Annotated in this window: 18 protein-coding genes; 9 read left to right on the top strand and 9 right to left on the bottom strand. The window is 50.2% G+C overall.

Going from position 1 to position 14,962, the window contains the following annotated elements; all coding sequences use genetic code 11:
- The first annotated feature begins 45 nt into the window (after window positions 1–45).
- Window positions 46–1,200 carry a glycerate kinase gene (locus XMD564_RS04220; RefSeq protein ID WP_173507873.1) on the top strand — a complete coding sequence of 385 codons (1,155 nt, stop codon included), beginning with the start codon at window positions 46–48 and terminating at the stop codon, window positions 1,198–1,200.
- On the opposite strand, the gene trxA is transcribed toward XMD564_RS04220, so the two are convergent.
- On the bottom strand, window positions 1,187–1,561 hold the full coding sequence (gene trxA / locus XMD564_RS04225) for a thioredoxin (RefSeq protein ID WP_173481860.1): 375 nt from the start codon (window positions 1,559–1,561) through the stop codon (window positions 1,187–1,189). The genes XMD564_RS04220 and trxA overlap by 14 nt on opposite strands.
- 135 nt (window positions 1,562–1,696) lie before the next feature.
- Here trxA and XMD564_RS04230 point away from each other — a divergent pair, with 135 nt between their 5' ends.
- Window positions 1,697–2,737, top strand: a complete 1,041-nt coding sequence (locus tag XMD564_RS04230; RefSeq protein ID WP_173481861.1) for an NAD-dependent epimerase/dehydratase family protein — start codon at window positions 1,697–1,699, stop codon at window positions 2,735–2,737.
- Window positions 2,738–2,804: 67 nt separating this feature from the next.
- Here the strand turns inward: XMD564_RS04230 and secB are convergent, their stop codons facing one another.
- From secB to XMD564_RS04245, 3 genes are read right to left on the bottom strand one after another with little or no spacing between them, the layout of a single operon-like run.
- Window positions 2,805–3,287 carry a protein-export chaperone SecB gene (gene secB / locus XMD564_RS04235; RefSeq protein ID WP_173481862.1) on the bottom strand — a complete coding sequence of 161 codons (483 nt, stop codon included), beginning with the start codon at window positions 3,285–3,287 and terminating at the stop codon, window positions 2,805–2,807.
- A 28-nt stretch (window positions 3,288–3,315) separates the two neighbouring features.
- Window positions 3,316–3,579, bottom strand: coding sequence for a glutaredoxin 3 (grxC, locus tag XMD564_RS04240; protein WP_173481863.1), 264 nt, complete (start codon window positions 3,577–3,579; stop codon window positions 3,316–3,318).
- Window positions 3,576–3,992, bottom strand: coding sequence for a rhodanese-like domain-containing protein (locus XMD564_RS04245; RefSeq protein WP_173481864.1), 417 nt, complete (start codon window positions 3,990–3,992; stop codon window positions 3,576–3,578). Before XMD564_RS04245 ends, grxC begins: the two co-directional genes overlap by 4 nt.
- A gap of 167 nt (window positions 3,993–4,159) precedes the next feature.
- On the opposite strand from XMD564_RS04245, the gene gpmI reads away from it, so the two are divergent.
- From gpmI to XMD564_RS04265, 4 genes are read left to right on the top strand one after another with little or no spacing between them, the layout of a single operon-like run.
- The gene (gene gpmI / locus XMD564_RS04250; RefSeq protein ID WP_173507874.1) at window positions 4,160–5,710 is read left to right on the top strand and encodes a 2,3-bisphosphoglycerate-independent phosphoglycerate mutase; all 1,551 of its coding nucleotides are present in this window, start codon (window positions 4,160–4,162) and stop codon (window positions 5,708–5,710) included.
- A gap of 51 nt (window positions 5,711–5,761) precedes the next feature.
- On the top strand, window positions 5,762–6,844 hold the full coding sequence (locus XMD564_RS04255) for a murein hydrolase activator EnvC (RefSeq protein ID WP_173507875.1): 1,083 nt from the start codon (window positions 5,762–5,764) through the stop codon (window positions 6,842–6,844).
- A 24-nt stretch (window positions 6,845–6,868) separates the two neighbouring features.
- Window positions 6,869–8,143: a S41 family peptidase gene (locus tag XMD564_RS04260; protein WP_173507876.1), complete on the top strand. Its 1,275-nt coding sequence runs from the start codon at window positions 6,869–6,871 to the stop codon at window positions 8,141–8,143.
- A 10-nt stretch (window positions 8,144–8,153) separates the two neighbouring features.
- On the top strand, window positions 8,154–8,921 hold the full coding sequence (locus XMD564_RS04265; protein ID WP_254445586.1) for a 3',5'-cyclic-nucleotide phosphodiesterase: 768 nt from the start codon (window positions 8,154–8,156) through the stop codon (window positions 8,919–8,921).
- Here the strand turns inward: XMD564_RS04265 and XMD564_RS04270 are convergent.
- The 5 genes from XMD564_RS04270 to coaBC are packed head-to-tail and all read right to left on the bottom strand — an operon-like array spanning window position 8,918 to window position 13,297.
- Window positions 8,918–10,102: an MFS transporter gene (locus tag XMD564_RS04270; RefSeq protein ID WP_173507878.1), complete on the bottom strand. Its 1,185-nt coding sequence runs from the start codon at window positions 10,100–10,102 to the stop codon at window positions 8,918–8,920. The genes XMD564_RS04265 and XMD564_RS04270 overlap by 4 nt on opposite strands.
- On the bottom strand, window positions 10,102–10,701 hold the full coding sequence (gene slmA / locus XMD564_RS04275) for a nucleoid occlusion factor SlmA (protein ID WP_173506169.1): 600 nt from the start codon (window positions 10,699–10,701) through the stop codon (window positions 10,102–10,104). The genes XMD564_RS04270 and slmA overlap by 1 nt, the downstream gene beginning before the upstream one ends.
- Window positions 10,698–11,612, bottom strand: coding sequence for an acetylglutamate kinase (argB, locus tag XMD564_RS04280; protein ID WP_173481871.1), 915 nt, complete (start codon window positions 11,610–11,612; stop codon window positions 10,698–10,700). Before argB ends, slmA begins: the two co-directional genes overlap by 4 nt.
- A 31-nt stretch (window positions 11,613–11,643) precedes the next feature.
- Window positions 11,644–12,099, bottom strand: coding sequence for a dUTP diphosphatase (gene dut, locus XMD564_RS04285; protein ID WP_173481872.1), 456 nt, complete (start codon window positions 12,097–12,099; stop codon window positions 11,644–11,646).
- A 1-nt stretch (window position 12,100) separates the two neighbouring features.
- Window positions 12,101–13,297 carry a bifunctional phosphopantothenoylcysteine decarboxylase/phosphopantothenate--cysteine ligase CoaBC gene (coaBC, locus tag XMD564_RS04290; RefSeq protein WP_173482628.1) on the bottom strand — a complete coding sequence of 399 codons (1,197 nt, stop codon included), beginning with the start codon at window positions 13,295–13,297 and terminating at the stop codon, window positions 12,101–12,103.
- Between the two features lie 99 nt (window positions 13,298–13,396).
- On the opposite strand from coaBC, the gene radC reads away from it, so the two are divergent.
- From radC to rpmG, 3 genes are all read left to right on the top strand, one after another.
- A complete protein-coding gene (gene radC, locus XMD564_RS04295) occupies window positions 13,397–14,071 on the top strand; it encodes a DNA repair protein RadC (protein ID WP_173481874.1) in 675 nt (224 codons plus the stop codon).
- A gap of 329 nt (window positions 14,072–14,400) precedes the next feature.
- Window positions 14,401–14,637: a 50S ribosomal protein L28 gene (rpmB, locus tag XMD564_RS04300; protein ID WP_173481876.1), complete on the top strand. Its 237-nt coding sequence runs from the start codon at window positions 14,401–14,403 to the stop codon at window positions 14,635–14,637.
- A 17-nt stretch (window positions 14,638–14,654) separates the two neighbouring features.
- Window positions 14,655–14,822, top strand: a complete 168-nt coding sequence (gene rpmG, locus XMD564_RS04305) for a 50S ribosomal protein L33 (protein WP_027854336.1) — start codon at window positions 14,655–14,657, stop codon at window positions 14,820–14,822.
- The last annotated feature ends 140 nt before the right edge of the window (window positions 14,823–14,962 follow it).

A 14,962-nucleotide genomic window follows, 5' to 3' on the forward strand; every position in this document is an offset into this window, starting at 1 on the left:
CACAATGCGATAGTTGGGTGAGTCCCAACTTCTGGAGCCTTGTTGATGAAGCTAGTCATTGCCCCCGATTCGTTTAAAGAGAGCCTAGATGCAGAGGGTGTCGCGCATGCGATTGCCAAAGGCATTGAGTCAACGCTAGCGGATGTCGATATTCACTGCGTACCTGTAGCTGACGGTGGCGAAGGTACGACGGAAGCGCTGATTGCAGCAACCTATGGGCAACAACACACGGCCGAAGTGACCAGTCCATTAGGGCAGCCCCTCAATGCTATCTGGGGCGTACTGGGTCACCAAGAGGGTGTGCCACTGACAGCGGTGGTCGAAACAGCTGCTGCCTCGGGGTTGGATAAGATACTGCCTGAACAGCGAGATGCCCTAACGGCTTCAACCTATGGTACGGGTGAGCTGATTCTAAAAGCTCTGGATCAAGGGGCGCGTCGCATCATTATGGGCTTAGGAGGCAGTGCCACTAATGATGGTGGAACGGGGCTTTTAAGGGCCCTGGGCGCTAAGTTTCTTGATGCGGCAGGTCAAGAGCTTGCTGAAGGGGGGGCGGCACTGGCTCATCTGGATTGTGTAGATCTAACCGGTTTTGATCCACGTCTAGCCGAGACAGAGTTTCTAGTCGCCTGTGATGTTGATAATCCGCTGTTAGGTGAGCGGGGGGCTTCTGCTATTTTTGGCCCGCAAAAGGGAGCGACACCTGAACAGGTTCAACAGTTGGATGACGCCCTAGCTCGATTGGCCGACGTGAGTGCTGACCTGTTGGGTAAGGATTTACGAGATCGTGCGGGCGCGGGCGCAGCCGGTGGTCTTGGCTATGCGCTGGTTCAGTTCTTAGATGCTCGCTTAGCACCAGGTATCGATCTGGTTCTGGAGGCGGTCGATTTCCATAAAACACTTAAGGGTGCCGATCTGGTGATTACCGGTGAAGGACGAATGGACGGTCAAAGTCTAAGTGGTAAAACCCCGGTTGGCGTTGCACGTTGGGCTAAACAGCACGACCTGCCTGTGATTGCACTCTGTGGCTCAATTGGTGAGGGGGCAGAGGGCGTGCATGAAGTTGGGATAGATGCACTTTTCTCAGTGGTTCCAGGTGTTTGTAGCTTGGAAGAGGCGCTTGCTAATGGCGCTGAAAATTTAGAAAGAACAGGCGCCCAAATTGGACGCCTGTTGAGTCTGAAGACTATTCAGCTTTAGCTGCGGCTTGTTGCTCAATCTCTGCACGAACGGTATCCATATCAAGTTCAGCCGCTTTGGTCAGCAGTTCGCGAAGCTGTCCCGCTTGCAGTGCACCGCCTTCGTTGTAGATCAGAATGTTGTCGCGGAAGATCATCAGTGTTGGAATCGAGCGAATGCGGAACTCTGCTGCAATTTGCTGTTCAACCTCAGTATTCACCTTACCAAAGACAACGTCTGGGAACTCTTCAGAGACGGTATCAAAGGTTGGGCCAAAGGCTTTACAAGGACCACACCAAGGCGCCCAGTAATCGACAATCACAAAGTTGTTTTGCGTAATGGTCGATTCAAAATTCTCTTGGTTTAGCTCAATAACCGCCATGTTGCTCTCCTAATGTTTAGTTTATATTAGAAACAGCTTATCAATGATTGATGGCAGTTAATAGGATTAAAGCGGTCTAGGTCTAAAACACTAGCGTACGTGATACATTAATTAAAATTTAGAAGAGTCCTTTATATGAACATAGATCGTTCTCTTTCCGTCGCAGTGACGGGTGCTACAGGCTATGTTGCTGGTTGGATTATTAAGCGCTTATTGGAAGAGGGGTTAACTATACATGCCACGGTGCGTGATCCCGAGGCCACCGATAAACTTAAAGCGTTGAACGCCTTAGCTGATGGAAGCCCGGGTACGCTTAAATTCTTCAAAACCGATCTGCTCTCCAAAGAGGGGTTTGCCGATGCGATCGAGGGGTGTGGTGTTGTATTTCATACCGCATCGCCTTTTACCTCAAATTTTAAAGACCCGCAGCGGGAACTTATTGATCCTGCGTTGATCGGTACCCGCAATGTGCTCGAGACGGCTAAATCCTTCGAAACCGTTAAGCGGGTGGTGGTCACCAGTTCTTGTGCTGCAATCTATACTGATGCGACAGAGTGTGACTCGGTCGAGGGCGGCGTGCTAACGGAAGCAAACTGGAATGAAACCGCATCCATAGACTATCAGCCCTATTCGTATTCAAAAACTCTGGCCGAACGTGAAGCCTGGCGCATCGCTGAGGATGCATCGTTTGACTTGGTGACGATCAATCCCTGTTTAGTGATGGGGCCAGCGATAGGTGGCATTCCAACGTCAGAGAGTTTCTCGATCATCGAACGTGTGGGTTCGGGTGAGTTCAAACAGGGTGCGCCACGTTTAGGTATTGGTTTTGTTGATGTTCGAGAGGTCGCAGAAGCTCATCTACGTGCAGCCTTCACCCCTGAGGCAGTAGGGCGCTTTATTCTTTCTGGACACTGTAGCGACCTACTAACCGCACTACTGACACTGCAAGCGCGATTCGGAAAGGACTACAAACTTCCCAAGAGAGCTGCACCTAAATGGTTGGTTTGGTTGCTTGCTCCGTTCATTAAATTGGATCGAAAGTTTATTGCTAACAACGTCAACATCGAATGGCGAGCGGACAACAGTAAGAGTCGGGAGGTATTAGGTATTGAGTATCGTCCACTCTCTGAAACGATGAATGATATGTTCGAGTATTGGGTGGAGCATCGATCGTAAAACACCGATCTTTAGACAACAAAAAAGGAGGCATTCGCCTCCTTTTTATATTGTGTGCAGTGCGTGCTTATTCAGCCGCTTCAGCTTCGCCTTGCTCTGCTTTCTGCTGTTCCATTACTTGCTGAACTTTCTGTGCGTACAAAGCATCGAAGTTCACCTGTGCAAGCATCAGTGCAGGGAAGCTAGCTTTAGTCGCTAGGTTGTCTACTGCTTCACGTGCGTATGGGAATAGAAGCGTTGGGCAGTATGCACCTAGAGTGTGGTGCAGCTGTGCTGGCTCAAAGCCGCTGATCTGGAAGATAGCTGCTTGCTGTACTTCGATCAGAAAGGCTGTTTCATCTTCTGTCTTAACGGTCACAGTCAGTGTTAGGTTCACTTCGTAGTGATCATCGCCCAGTACACGGCTAGCCGAATTAACATCTAGACCAACCTGTGGCTGCCAAGCTTTGTTGAAAATTTCTGGGCCAGCAGGTGTTTCAAGTGATGCGTCTTTTAGGTAGACACGTTTCATACCAAACTGTGGTGCTGGTTGCTGATTCTCTTCAGACATGTTGCTTCCTTACTTTTAATCGTTCTAATTATTCGCCGGCGTTGTTTGCCAGCAGTCCGTCCAGTTCACCATTGCGCTCAAGTGCGAACAGATCGTCGCATCCGCCAACGTGGTGCTCGCCGATAAAGATTTGAGGAACGGTACGTCGACCACTGCGTTCCATCATTTCAGCGCGTTTTGTTGGATCCTGATCTACGCTGATCTCGTTAAATGAAACACCTTTGTGATCAAGTAACATCTTTGCACGAGTGCAAAAACCGCATAGAGCTGAGCTGTAAATTTCTACTGTCATTTTGTTACCACTGGCATGCTTTGGTGGCGCCACTCAGAGATGCCTCCGGTAAGACGCATCGCCTGTGTGAATCCAGCCGATTTCATTTTGCGACACGCGGTGCCCGCTGTCTGACCCATGTTACACACTACAATGATCGGCTTCTCTTTGTACTGATCCAACTCAGTCATGCGGCGATCGAAATCAGCCAGTGGAATGTTGATCGAGTTAGTCAGGTGGCCAGTGCTGAAATCTTTGTGCGCTCGGATATCAAGAACAACAGCATCTTCTTTATTGATTAGGCGCGTTGCTTCAGCCGCCGTCACTGATTTACCGCCTTTCATACGCTCAGTAAAGATCAGCATGGCTAGGGTAAATGCCCAAGCAACAACCATCATGGTGTGATTGCCGATAAATTCGATTACGTTTTCCATTTCAGACCTGTGTATGCAATAAAAATTAATGCGCGAAAGTATACATTGCAGAGCCTCAAGGGATAAGGGGGCTGACTGAAAAATCACCAATGTTTAATGGTTTTAACGGGCCTCAACGGTTAAAATCTCTATCAATCTAAAGTCTTATAACCGGAATATTCATAACTATGAGTGATATGCGCACCCCAAGAGCGCTTCTTATCCTAGATGGGTACGGAGTCGAAGCCACTGAATCATCAGCTGTAGCCGCTGCTAATACGCCTGTTTGGGATGGTCTATTGGCCAATAATCCAAACTCACGTATTCAAACATCGGGCATGGCCGTGGGCCTTCCAGATGGTCAGATGGGCAACTCCGAAGTAGGGCACATGAATATCGGTGCAGGCCGAACGGTTTACCAAAACCTGACACGTATTTCCAAAGCGATTGCCGATGGTGACTTCTTCGAGAACAGCGCGCTGGTTAACGCGATGGATGCCGCGATTGCAAAGGGTAATGCGGTGCATATTACTGGCTTGTTATCCCCTGGCGGTGTTCACAGCCACGAAGATCATATTGTTGCGTTGGCTAAAATGGCCGTTCAACGCGGTGCGAAGCAGGTTTACCTACACGCTATTTTGGATGGTCGTGATATGCCGCCTCGCTCTGCAGAGCCGTCTATTGCCGCTGCTGAGAAGGCGTTTGCAGATCTGGGCGTAGGCGCCATCGCTACCGTTGTCGGTCGTTACTACGCAATGGATCGTGATAACCGTTGGGATCGTGTGCAGACGGCATACGATGCCATGACAATGGGTAAAGGTGTTCAAACGGCTGCGTCCGCTCAAGAGGCGCTCTCTGCTGCTTACGCTCGTGATGAGAACGATGAGTTTGTCGCGGCCACCGTGATTACTGACGCATCGGGTGCGCCAGTGGGTACGATCAATGATGGTGATACTCTAATCTGTGCTAATTTCCGCCCGGACCGTGCTCGTGAAATTACGCGTGCCTTTGTTCTGGATGATTCATTCGATGGTTTTGAACGCGCTAAACGCCCAGCACTTGCTGACTTTGTCATGCTGACCGAATATGCAGCGGATATCCCGGCCTCTTGTGCCTACCCTCCTCAAAAGATCAGTAATGATTTGGGTGAGTACCTTTCGGGTATGGGTAAAACTCAGTTGCGTATCTCTGAAACCGAGAAGTATGCACACGTCACCTTCTTCTTTAACGGTGGTCAGGAAGAGGTCTACCCAGGTGAAGAGCGCATCTTGGTGCCCTCTCCCGATGTGGCTACTTACGATTTGAAACCTGAAATGAGCTTACCAGAGGTGAGTGAGAAACTCTGTGAGGCTATACGAAGCCGTCAATACGATCTGATTGTCTGCAACTTCGCCAATGGTGATATGGTCGGTCATACCGGTAAATTTGATGCAGCGGTTAAAGCCTGTGAAGCGGTCGACGAAGCGCTTGCTAAGGTGCTGGCGGCGATGGCAGAAGTGGACGGTGAGACACTGATCACAGCCGATCACGGTAACGTTGAGTTGATGGTCGATCCAAACTCAGGACAGCCTCATACATCTCATACCAACTGGCCAGTCGCTTTGATCTACGATGGTCCTCGTAAAGCGTCGCTAACCCTAGCGGATGGCGCGCTATGTGATCTGGCACCGACGCTGCTGGATCTAATGGATATTGATAAGCCGTCTGAAATGACCGGTTCTAGCTTGGCGTCACTCTAATCCGTGTTGCGCCACTGGCTGTTACTTTGCCTCTTCTGTAGTTCCCCCGTATTGGCGGGAACAGCGGAAGAGACAGAGAAGAAAATCAAACAGCTGACTGCACAGATGCAGTCACTGCAAAAAAGTGTCGCTAAAAAACAGTGCGACCAGCAAGCGCTTCAGAAAAAACTTCGTGAAGATGAGCGTAAAATTGCTGAAATATCCTCGAAAAAACGCGAAGTGTCGCTATCTATCAATAAACTAACCGGTCGAGCGAATACGCTAACCAGTGATCAGACTCGTTTAAAACAGGCGGTCGAAAAAGAGCGCGCATTGTTAATCTCACTGCTACAAGAGCAGTACCGTAAAGGTCGTCAGCCAAGACTGAAAATGATTTTGAGTGGTACAGAGCCACAGACGGTTGATCGCATGCTGCGCTACTACGATCATCTCAGCGATGTTTTAAAAACGCGAGTGACTAACTACCAAAGGCTATTAGGTGACTTTGATCAGAATCGCGCCGACCTCAGTGCGACAGAGTCGCAACTAGTGTCTGAAAAGCAGGCTCTGGTTCAGCAGGAAAATCGCTTAAAACAAGCCTACCAGCAGCGCTTAAAAACCTTGGATGAGATCAAGCGAGACATCGGTAGTGAGAAAAATCAGTTGGCCAAACTCGAGCAAGATCGCAAACAGCTTGAGTCTCTACTCGTTGAGATAGAGCAGTCGCTCAAAGATAACTTCGTCGATATCGACACGCCGCAAATTTCCAAGCGCAAAGGGAAGTTAGATTGGCCGGTGTCGGGTAAGTTGGCACTTAAATACGGCAGTAAAAAGAGCACGCTCTCGACCGATGGTATCTTCATCAGTTCCGATTCAGGTAAGGCTGTTAGAGTGGTTCATCCAGGTCGTGTTGTCTTTTCTGAATGGTTAAGAGGCTATGGGCTGTTGATTATTGTGGATCATGGGGATGACTACCTCAGCCTCTATGGTCACAATCAGAGTCTATTGCGTAACACAGGTGATTGGGTGCAAGCAGGCGAGACCATATCACTCACCGGTAGCAGTGGTGGCTATGATCAGACGGGTCTCTACTTCTCATTACGTCATAATGGTAAGAGTTTTAACCCGGTTCCCTGGCTAAATAAAAAGAGATAATTCGAATCAGTGATAGGTGGTTTTATGTTGTTCCGTTCCGTTAGCTTTCTACTCCTTTCAAGCCTCTTATCATTGAACGTCTTTGCCTACCCGACAGAACAGACCAGTGAAGAGTCCTCCGAGAATCAGTTGCCTCTTGATGAGTTGCGCCGTTTTGCGGAGGTGTTTAGCAGTATCAAAAAGAGTTACGTCGAGCCTGTTACCGATCAGCAGTTATTAGAAGATGCCATTGCTGGCATGGTACGTGGCTTAGATCCGCACTCGGACTACTTAATTAAAGAGGCGTTCGATAACCTGCAAGAACACACGAACGGTGAGTTCGGTGGATTGGGCATCGAAGTTGGCATGAAGGATGGCTTTGTTCATGTCATTACGCCGCTGGACGATACCCCTGCTCAAGAGGCCGGTATCAAAGCGGGTGACCTAATTACTAAATTGGGTGATACGCCGGTTCAAGGTATGTCTCTCAGTGACGCTGTGAAATTGATGCGCGGCAAAATTGGTGAGTCGATTCGCATCACCATCATGCGTGAAGGCGTCGATGCTCCTTTTGAAGTTGAGTTGGTTCGTGCAGCAATCAAGATTCGAAGCGTCAGAAGCCGCCTGTTAGAGCCTGGCTTTGGGTATGTGCGTATCAGCGAGTTTCAAGCCAATACAGGTCAGGATCTGTTAGATGCTCTGGCTAAGCTGCAAAAAGATGAGGCGCTTAAAGGGCTTGTCTTGGATCTGCGAAATAACCCTGGTGGCGTGCTTCAGGCGGCTGTTGCGGTGTCGGATGCATTTTTGGATGAAGGTCTGATTGTCTATACAGAGGGGCGTATTGCTCGATCTGAGTTGGAGTTTAATGCCACGGATGATGTGGCGATCGGTAATGTGCCGTTAATCGTGCTGATTAATGGCGGGTCCGCTTCAGCATCAGAGATCGTCGCAGGGGCTCTGCAGGATCAAAAACGTGCCGTAATTATGGGAACCCAGAGTTTTGGTAAAGGCTCGGTACAAACGGTTGTTCCGCTGTCAGAAGATCGTGCTGTTAAAATTACGACGGCACGCTACTTTACACCCAATGGACGATCCATTCAGGCGCAGGGTATCAGTCCTGATGTGGTGGTCGAAGACCTACAGCTGGATCGCAAAGCCCCTAATCTAGATCAGGTACGCGAAGTGGATTTGGCAGGTCACCTTGAGAACGAGTCAGAAGAGACAGTTCAATCCTCAGTGCAGTCCGATTTAGCCGGTGATGACTTCCAGCTCTATCAAGCGCTGACTATGCTCAAAGCGTTGAACATCCTTAATCGATGATTGATCAGTGATGAAGGTTCGAAATTTAGGTTGTTCAGGAGGCTTGGCAGAGGGGCTGTTCACCACCAGCTTTTTATTGGATGAGCGCACACTCTTAGATGGGGGCACTGGGGTTGGTCTCCTTAGCTTAGCGCAGATGAACCAAATCGAAACGGTGCTGCTGACCCATGCCCACATGGATCACATAGCGGGCGTCGCCATGATGCTCGCTTCTCTTTCTGAGCATCGTCACAAGCCAATTATCTTAGCGGCACCTAAAGAGGTGTTAGAGGCGGTTAAGGCGCATATATTGAACTGGGTGATCTGGCCAGACTTTTCAAAAATACCCAACGAGCAGACCCCGGTTCTTGAATATCTTGAGCTAGAGCCCTTACAAAGATTGGAGTTAAACGGCTATCAGGTGATGCCGATTCCTCTGTCGCATACAGTGCCGAGTTTTGCCTACCGGATCAGCAAAGGAGAGGGTGCTTTCTGCTTTTTTGGTGATACCGGACCGACCGAGTTAGTGTGGCAAACCCTGAATCAGCAGCCGGTCTCAGATATCTTCATAGAGCTCTCCTACCGAAATGACTCTGCCGAACTGGCTGGAATCAGTAAGCACTATACATCGGTTACTTTGGCTGAGGATTTGGCCAAGTTAGACGAGCCCAGCAAGGTGCACATCATGCACCTAAAACCGGGTGTTGAAGATCAAATCATTGCAGAGTTTTCTGACCAGTCTAAATCACTGCCTCATAGCTTCGATCTCTGCCAGGAGATCGAAACCTTCAATATTTAACGCGTTGCATCGACCTTGCCGGTGCCACTGATTGGCCAACCGGCCACCGCTTGTGCAATCAGCAGCAAGACAAGCGTGAGCATCGGCAGTGTCCAAGTTTGTTGCCAGTCGTAAAGAGCGCCGATCAGACTCGGTGCGATGCTTGCGAGCAGATAACCGACCCCTTGGACCATGGCTGACAGAGCGGTTGCTTGGCGCATATCATGCGACTTCATCGCGATCAGAGCCAACGCAAGTGAGAGCGAAGCCCCACCATAGGTACCTAAACAAGCGACCCACAAGTAGCGACCTTCAATGGGCGCTAGCCATATTCCAAAAACGCCCACCAAGCCGATTAAGGTGATGATCGCGACAATGCTGCGTTGCGTTGGCAACTTAGCCGCTATCATCGGGGTTAGGAGTGCCGCCGGTATACCGATCATGGTGAAGATGGCGGTCATCAGCCCTGCTTCTGCATCACTTAACCCTGCATCCATAAAGATGCGTGGAAGCCAAGTCGCTAATACATAGAACTGAATAGACTGCAGTCCCATGAAAGAGGCCAAAGACCAAGCTCGTGGTAAACGCCAAACGCTGCTGCTGACACTGGTCGGTGCAGCCGGTTTAAACTTAACCCGCAACATCGGCAGCCAGACCAATAGAGCAATGATCGGCAAGATGGCCCAAACGATCATAGGCACATGCCAATCATTAAAGGCATCTCGCATCGGGATCGAGGAGTAGAAGCTAAACGCGGCCCCTGTGGTTAGCACCAGTGTATAGACACCGGTCAGTGAGCTCGCGTTCTCTGGGAAGAGTCCCTTAACCAATGATGGAATCAGTACATTCAAAATGGCGATGCCGGCCCCCAGTGCTAGCGTGCCAGAGACCATCATCCCGTAGTCGCCAAAGAGGCGTGCCGCTGCGCCTATGCCAAGAGTCAGCAGCGCCAGAGCCACCACTTTCATCGGTGCTAAACGGTTAGCAACCCAGGGCACGACCAGAGAGAATGAGGCAAAACAGAGCAGTGGCAGTGTCATCAAGAAGCCGAACGCGGCAGCTGAAATCCCAAGGTCAGTCCGAATATCTTCGACTAGTGGGCCGATAACGACTAGGCCGCCGCGAAGGTTGGCCGCGGCCAGCATCAAGGCAAAGATCGCCGCAAAAAAGCTGAGGCGATCTTTGAAGTAGTTGTTGCCCATCAGTTCGATGGGCTTCTGAAGAGACCGATCGACATGCGGGACCACTGTTCTGGCCAGAACTCAGTGGGGCGTTTCTTGAAGTCCGTTCTAACGTACTGGCGAATGCGACCTTCAGCCGTTGCCAAAATTAGGTTGGCGGTAGAGCCGGCTGGAAGTTGGGTGCGAATACCCTCTTTCAACTCGGCTTCGCGTAAGGTCTGTTTAATTTGCGTCTCGATACGCTCGAACAGTTGATTAATTTGACCGCGCAGACGCTCATTTTCGCCCGAAAGCGCATCACCACCGAGCAGTCGGCACATTCCTGGGTTGCGCTCTGAAAAGGCGAGTAGCAGGGTAATGATCTGCTCAACTTGACGAACGGCGCTGACATCGGATTGTGTGATGGTCTTAATGCGTGTGAATAGGGTCTGTTCGATAAATTCGATTAGCCCTTCAAACATGCGCGCTTTACTTGGGAAGTGGCGGTAGAGAGCCGCTTCTGATACCCCAACATCTTTTGCAAGGGCCGCCGTTGTAATACGTTGTCCTGGATTGACCTCCAGCATCTGGGCGAGTGCCTGGAGAATCTGGTCGCGTCGTGAAATTTTGGCCTCGCTCATGCTTCCACCTTCAACGATTTGTTAGAGATCAGAGTGCCGACACCTTCATCAGTGAAGATCTCCAGCATGCAGGAGTGCTCGACACGACCGTCGATGATGTGCGCTGAAGTCACGCCTGATTTTACCGCACTCAATGCACAGTCGATTTTAGGCAACATACCGCCGTAGATCGTGCCGTCGGCAATTAGAGCATCGACCTGTTGGGTTGAGAGGCCTGTTAACACTTCGCCCTCTTTGTCCATCAAACCTGCAATGTTGGTCAGTAGGATCAGTTTCTCTGCCTGAAGAACCTCTGCAATTTTACCCGCGACTAGGTCCGCATTGATGTTGTATGAGGCACCGTCAGCACCTACGCCGATTGGGGCGATGACTGGAATGATGTCCGAATCCACCAGCATCTCTAGAACGCTGACGTTAACACGCTCAACTTCACCGACGTGACCGATATCGATGATCTCAGGTGCTTCCATCTCAGGCGTCTTGTGTTTCACTTTCAGCTTACGTGCACGAAGCAGGTCGCCATCTTTACCGGTCAGGCCGATCGCTTTACCGCCGGCGGAGTTGATGAGGCCGACAATCTCTTTGTTGACCATGCCGCCGAGAACCATTTCAACCACATCCATGGTTGCCGTATCGGTGACACGCATGCCATTAATGAAGTGAGATTCGATCTTCAATTTGTCGAGTAGATCACCAATCTGCGGGCCACCACCGTGCACAACAATGGGGTTCAGGCCAATCAGTTTCAGCATAACGATGTCGCGTGCAAAGCTGGCTTTTAGCTTCTCATCGGTCATGGCGTTGCCGCCGTATTTAACGACGATGGTTTTACCGACGAAGCGTTGAATATAGGGAAGCGCTTCAGAAAGGACGGTGGCGGTCGAGATCGCTTGTTGGCGTGTTAATGGCATGGTGAAAAAACCTCTAAATCAAATATAAAAATTAGTGACGACCCGAAGAGCCAAAGCCGCCTTCGCCGCGATCCGTTTCAGTAAATTCTTCAACAAATTCAAAATCAGCTTGAACCACAGGAACCAAAACTAACTGTGCGATGCGCTCGCCTGGCTCAACTGTGAAAGTGGTTTGACCACGGTTCCAGCACGATACAAATAGCTGGCCCTGGTAGTCAGAATCGATCAAACCAACCAGGTTGCCAAGCACGATGCCGTGTTTATGTCCCAAGCCAGAACGTGGAAGAATCATCGCACAGAGGCTAGGGTCCTCAATAAAGATCGACATACCGGTTGGGATCAGTTCAGTTTGGCCTGGCTCTAGAGTCAGCGGTGCTTCAACACAGGCACGAAGATCCAGCCCCGCTGATCCAGTGGTGGCGTAAGTTGGCATGGGAATCGAGTCACCTAGGCGCTTATCTAGGATTTTTACTTGTAGCTTTTGCATATCAATCCATCAATTGTGAAATGTGTGAAATGAGTTGTTCGGCCAATTCGCTCTTACCGGCTTTGGGTAGAGGAAGCTCGCCGTTAGGTCCGACCAGAATGACTTCATTCTGATCAGCATTAAAACCAATATCGGCTTGCGAAACATCGTTAGCAATCACCAGATCCAGCCCTTTGCGAACCAGTTTGCTGCGAGCGTACTCAACAAGATTTTCAGTCTCAGCAGCGAAGCCAATCATCAGTGGGCGCTCAGGTTGCGCGGCAATGGTAGCGATGATGTCTGGATTCTTGGTTAATAGAATCTCCATCACCTCTTCGGCCCCTTTCTTGATCTTCTGCTCTGCGACCAGTTGCGGACGGTAATCGGCCACAGCGGCGGCGCCAATGAAGATGTCCGCCTGTTCTGACGCAATCAAAGCGGCTTCAAGCATCTGCTCTGCTGACTCGACATCAACGCGTCGAACCCCTTTTGGCGTTGGTAGTGATACAGGTCCCGCGATCAAGGTGACTTTGGCGCCCGCTTTAGCAGCTGCAGCAGCCAGCTCGAATCCCATTTTGCCTGAGCTGTGATTCGAGATGAAACGAACTGGGTCGATCGCTTCACGGGTAGGACCGGCGGTGATCACGACGCTCTTCTCATTGAGCGGACCGTTCGCGATGAGATTGGCGCAACTGGCTAGGATTTCAGTGGGCTCAATCATGCGACCAGGCCCCGTATCACCACAAGCTTGCTCACCCGAACCTGGGCCAAATATATTGACGCCTTGAGATAGTAACGTCTCTAAGTTCTGCTGGGTGCGAGGGTCACGCCACATAGCCTGGTTCATGGCTGGCGCTAACGCGATAGGGGCATCCGTCGCCAGACAGAGAGTGGTCAGCAAGTCGTTTGCCATGCCGCCTGCAAATCGAGCCATAAAGTCAGCCGTCGCTGGCGCTACGATGATGAGATCCGCCCAACGGGCCAGTTCAATATGCCCCATGCCCTGTTCAGCTTCCGGATCGAGCAGGGATTGATGCACAGGGTTGCCTGATAGCGCTTGCAGGGTCAGCGGGGTGATGAACTCGGCACCAGCGTCCGTTAGAACAACGCGTACATCCGCGCCGACTCCTTTGAATAGACGCGTCAATTCAGCTGCTTTATACGCTGCAATACCGCCAGTGATACCGATCAAAATGTGGCGGTTAGTAAGTCTATGCATACCTCGAAAGCCTTATAAACAGTGACAATGTTTAAATTGAATTATCTTCTATACTGGGATCAGAGTATAGCGAAATATCGTTCATCACAGGGAGGTGATATGAAAATTTTGGATTGGCCAAGTTCAGAGAGGCCGCGTGAGAGGCTATTACAACAGGGCGCATCGGCGCTGAGTGATGCTGAACTCCTGGCCGTTTTTGTAGGGCAGGGGTTACCGGGCTGCAATGCCGTCGATCTTGGCCGTCAATGGTTGGATCAAGCGGGTAGCTTAAATGCACTGCTCAATAGAGAGTGTGAAAGCTTTATCGATTTGGCCGGCGCCGGCCTTGCTCGGTACGTTCTGCTTCAGGCAGCTCTGGAGCTGGGGAAACGCTACCTAGCCAGTGAAATAGCACAACGTTCGGTGATCGAGAGTCCGGAATCGGTTAAGGCCTATCTTAGCCATGAGCTGGCCGGCGCCAGCCGAGAGCACTTCGGCTGTCTGTTTCTGGATGCACAGCATCGAGTGATTAAATGGCAGGTGCTCTTTTCTGGTACGTTAAATGCGGCTGCGGTCTACCCCAGAGTTATTGTTGAAGCGGCGCTGTCGCTCAACGCCTCAGCCATTATCCTCGCCCATAACCACCCCTCAGGCGTCTGCGAGCCCTCGATGGCCGATCAAACCATTACCCAAAGAATCTCAGAAGCGCTAGCTCTGATCGACATCAAAGTGCTCGATCATCTGATCATAGCGGGCAGCCAATCGATGAGCTTTGCAGAGCGGGGGCTGCTATAGGTCACGGTTTGCCTACGGTAATTCGTTCTTACGGGGTGGCGTTGTAGGAGCGAATTTGAGCGAAGCGAAAAACCGCGAAATCTAAAAACCGCGAACAAAACCGCAAAACCACGATCTCACATCACTCCTAAGATTGAACAAAAAACAGACAAAAAGGTGGCGTTTGGGGTGGTTCTTCTGTAATATCACGCGCCTCTGTCTCATTGGTACGGGATTTCTGTCTCGTTTTCGGACGCTCCGCCTGAGATTGCCAAGGTTTTCGTTATGAAAGTGGCATTCAATAAATATCTGACAGAGTAAAAGAAAACACTATTAACTGAGGTTTTAAAATGTCTCGAGTATGTATGGTTACTGGCAAATCCCCAGTAACAGGAAACAACGTTTCCCACTCACAACGTAAAACACGTCGTCGCTTCCTACCAAACCTGCACTGGCACCGTTTTTGGGTAGAGAGCGAAAACAAATTCGTTCGTCTACGCGTATCTTCTAAAGGTATGCGCATCATCGACAAGAAAGGCATCGACGCTGTTCTTGTTGACGTTCGTAAAAATGGCAACAAAGTCTAAGCATAAGGAGCTAAGTCATGGCTAAAGGCGCACGCGAAAAGATCCGACTAGTCTCTTCTGCAGGTACTGGTCACTTCTACACTACAGATAAGAACAAGCGTAACACTCCGGACAAATTCGAATTCAAGAAATACGATCCGGTTGTTCGTAAGCACGTTATCTACAAGGAAGCTAAAATCAAGTAATTGATACAGCATCCCAAAGATACCCGCATTCGGTTACACTGATGCGGGTATTTTTTTGCCTGCTATAAACTGGCTACGCAGCGCCGGTGACTGGCTTCAGCCTGTCATCCGCTATATCAGCGTATTCCAGTCTTAGTAGT

It is taken from the genome of Marinobacterium sp. xm-d-564 (assembly GCF_013283345.1).
GTDB lineage: Bacteria > Pseudomonadota > Gammaproteobacteria > Pseudomonadales > Balneatricaceae > Marinobacterium_E.

Coding starts and splice junctions, on each gene's coding strand:
- trxA (WP_173481860.1), bottom strand. CDS start 1,561: ATGGCGGTTATTGAGCTAAACCAAGAGAATTTTGAATCGACCATTACG.
- secB (WP_173481862.1), bottom strand. CDS start 3,287: ATGTCTGAAGAGAATCAGCAACCAGCACCACAGTTTGGTATGAAACGT.
- XMD564_RS04245 (WP_173481864.1), bottom strand. CDS start 3,992: ATGGAAAACGTAATCGAATTTATCGGCAATCACACCATGATGGTTGTT.
- radC (WP_173481874.1), top strand. CDS start 13,397: ATGAAAATTTTGGATTGGCCAAGTTCAGAGAGGCCGCGTGAGAGGCTA.
- XMD564_RS04230 (WP_173481861.1), top strand. CDS start 1,697: ATGAACATAGATCGTTCTCTTTCCGTCGCAGTGACGGGTGCTACAGGC.
- rpmB (WP_173481876.1), top strand. CDS start 14,401: ATGTCTCGAGTATGTATGGTTACTGGCAAATCCCCAGTAACAGGAAAC.
- coaBC (WP_173482628.1), bottom strand. CDS start 13,297: ATGCATAGACTTACTAACCGCCACATTTTGATCGGTATCACTGGCGGT.
- slmA (WP_173506169.1), bottom strand. CDS start 10,701: ATGAGCGAGGCCAAAATTTCACGACGCGACCAGATTCTCCAGGCACTC.
- XMD564_RS04260 (WP_173507876.1), top strand. CDS start 6,869: ATGTTGTTCCGTTCCGTTAGCTTTCTACTCCTTTCAAGCCTCTTATCA.
- gpmI (WP_173507874.1), top strand. CDS start 4,160: ATGAGTGATATGCGCACCCCAAGAGCGCTTCTTATCCTAGATGGGTAC.
- XMD564_RS04265 (WP_254445586.1), top strand. CDS start 8,154: ATGAAGGTTCGAAATTTAGGTTGTTCAGGAGGCTTGGCAGAGGGGCTG.
- XMD564_RS04270 (WP_173507878.1), bottom strand. CDS start 10,102: ATGGGCAACAACTACTTCAAAGATCGCCTCAGCTTTTTTGCGGCGATC.
- XMD564_RS04220 (WP_173507873.1), top strand. CDS start 46: ATGAAGCTAGTCATTGCCCCCGATTCGTTTAAAGAGAGCCTAGATGCA.
- dut (WP_173481872.1), bottom strand. CDS start 12,099: ATGCAAAAGCTACAAGTAAAAATCCTAGATAAGCGCCTAGGTGACTCG.
- rpmG (WP_027854336.1), top strand. CDS start 14,655: ATGGCTAAAGGCGCACGCGAAAAGATCCGACTAGTCTCTTCTGCAGGT.
- grxC (WP_173481863.1), bottom strand. CDS start 3,579: ATGACAGTAGAAATTTACAGCTCAGCTCTATGCGGTTTTTGCACTCGT.
- argB (WP_173481871.1), bottom strand. CDS start 11,612: ATGCCATTAACACGCCAACAAGCGATCTCGACCGCCACCGTCCTTTCT.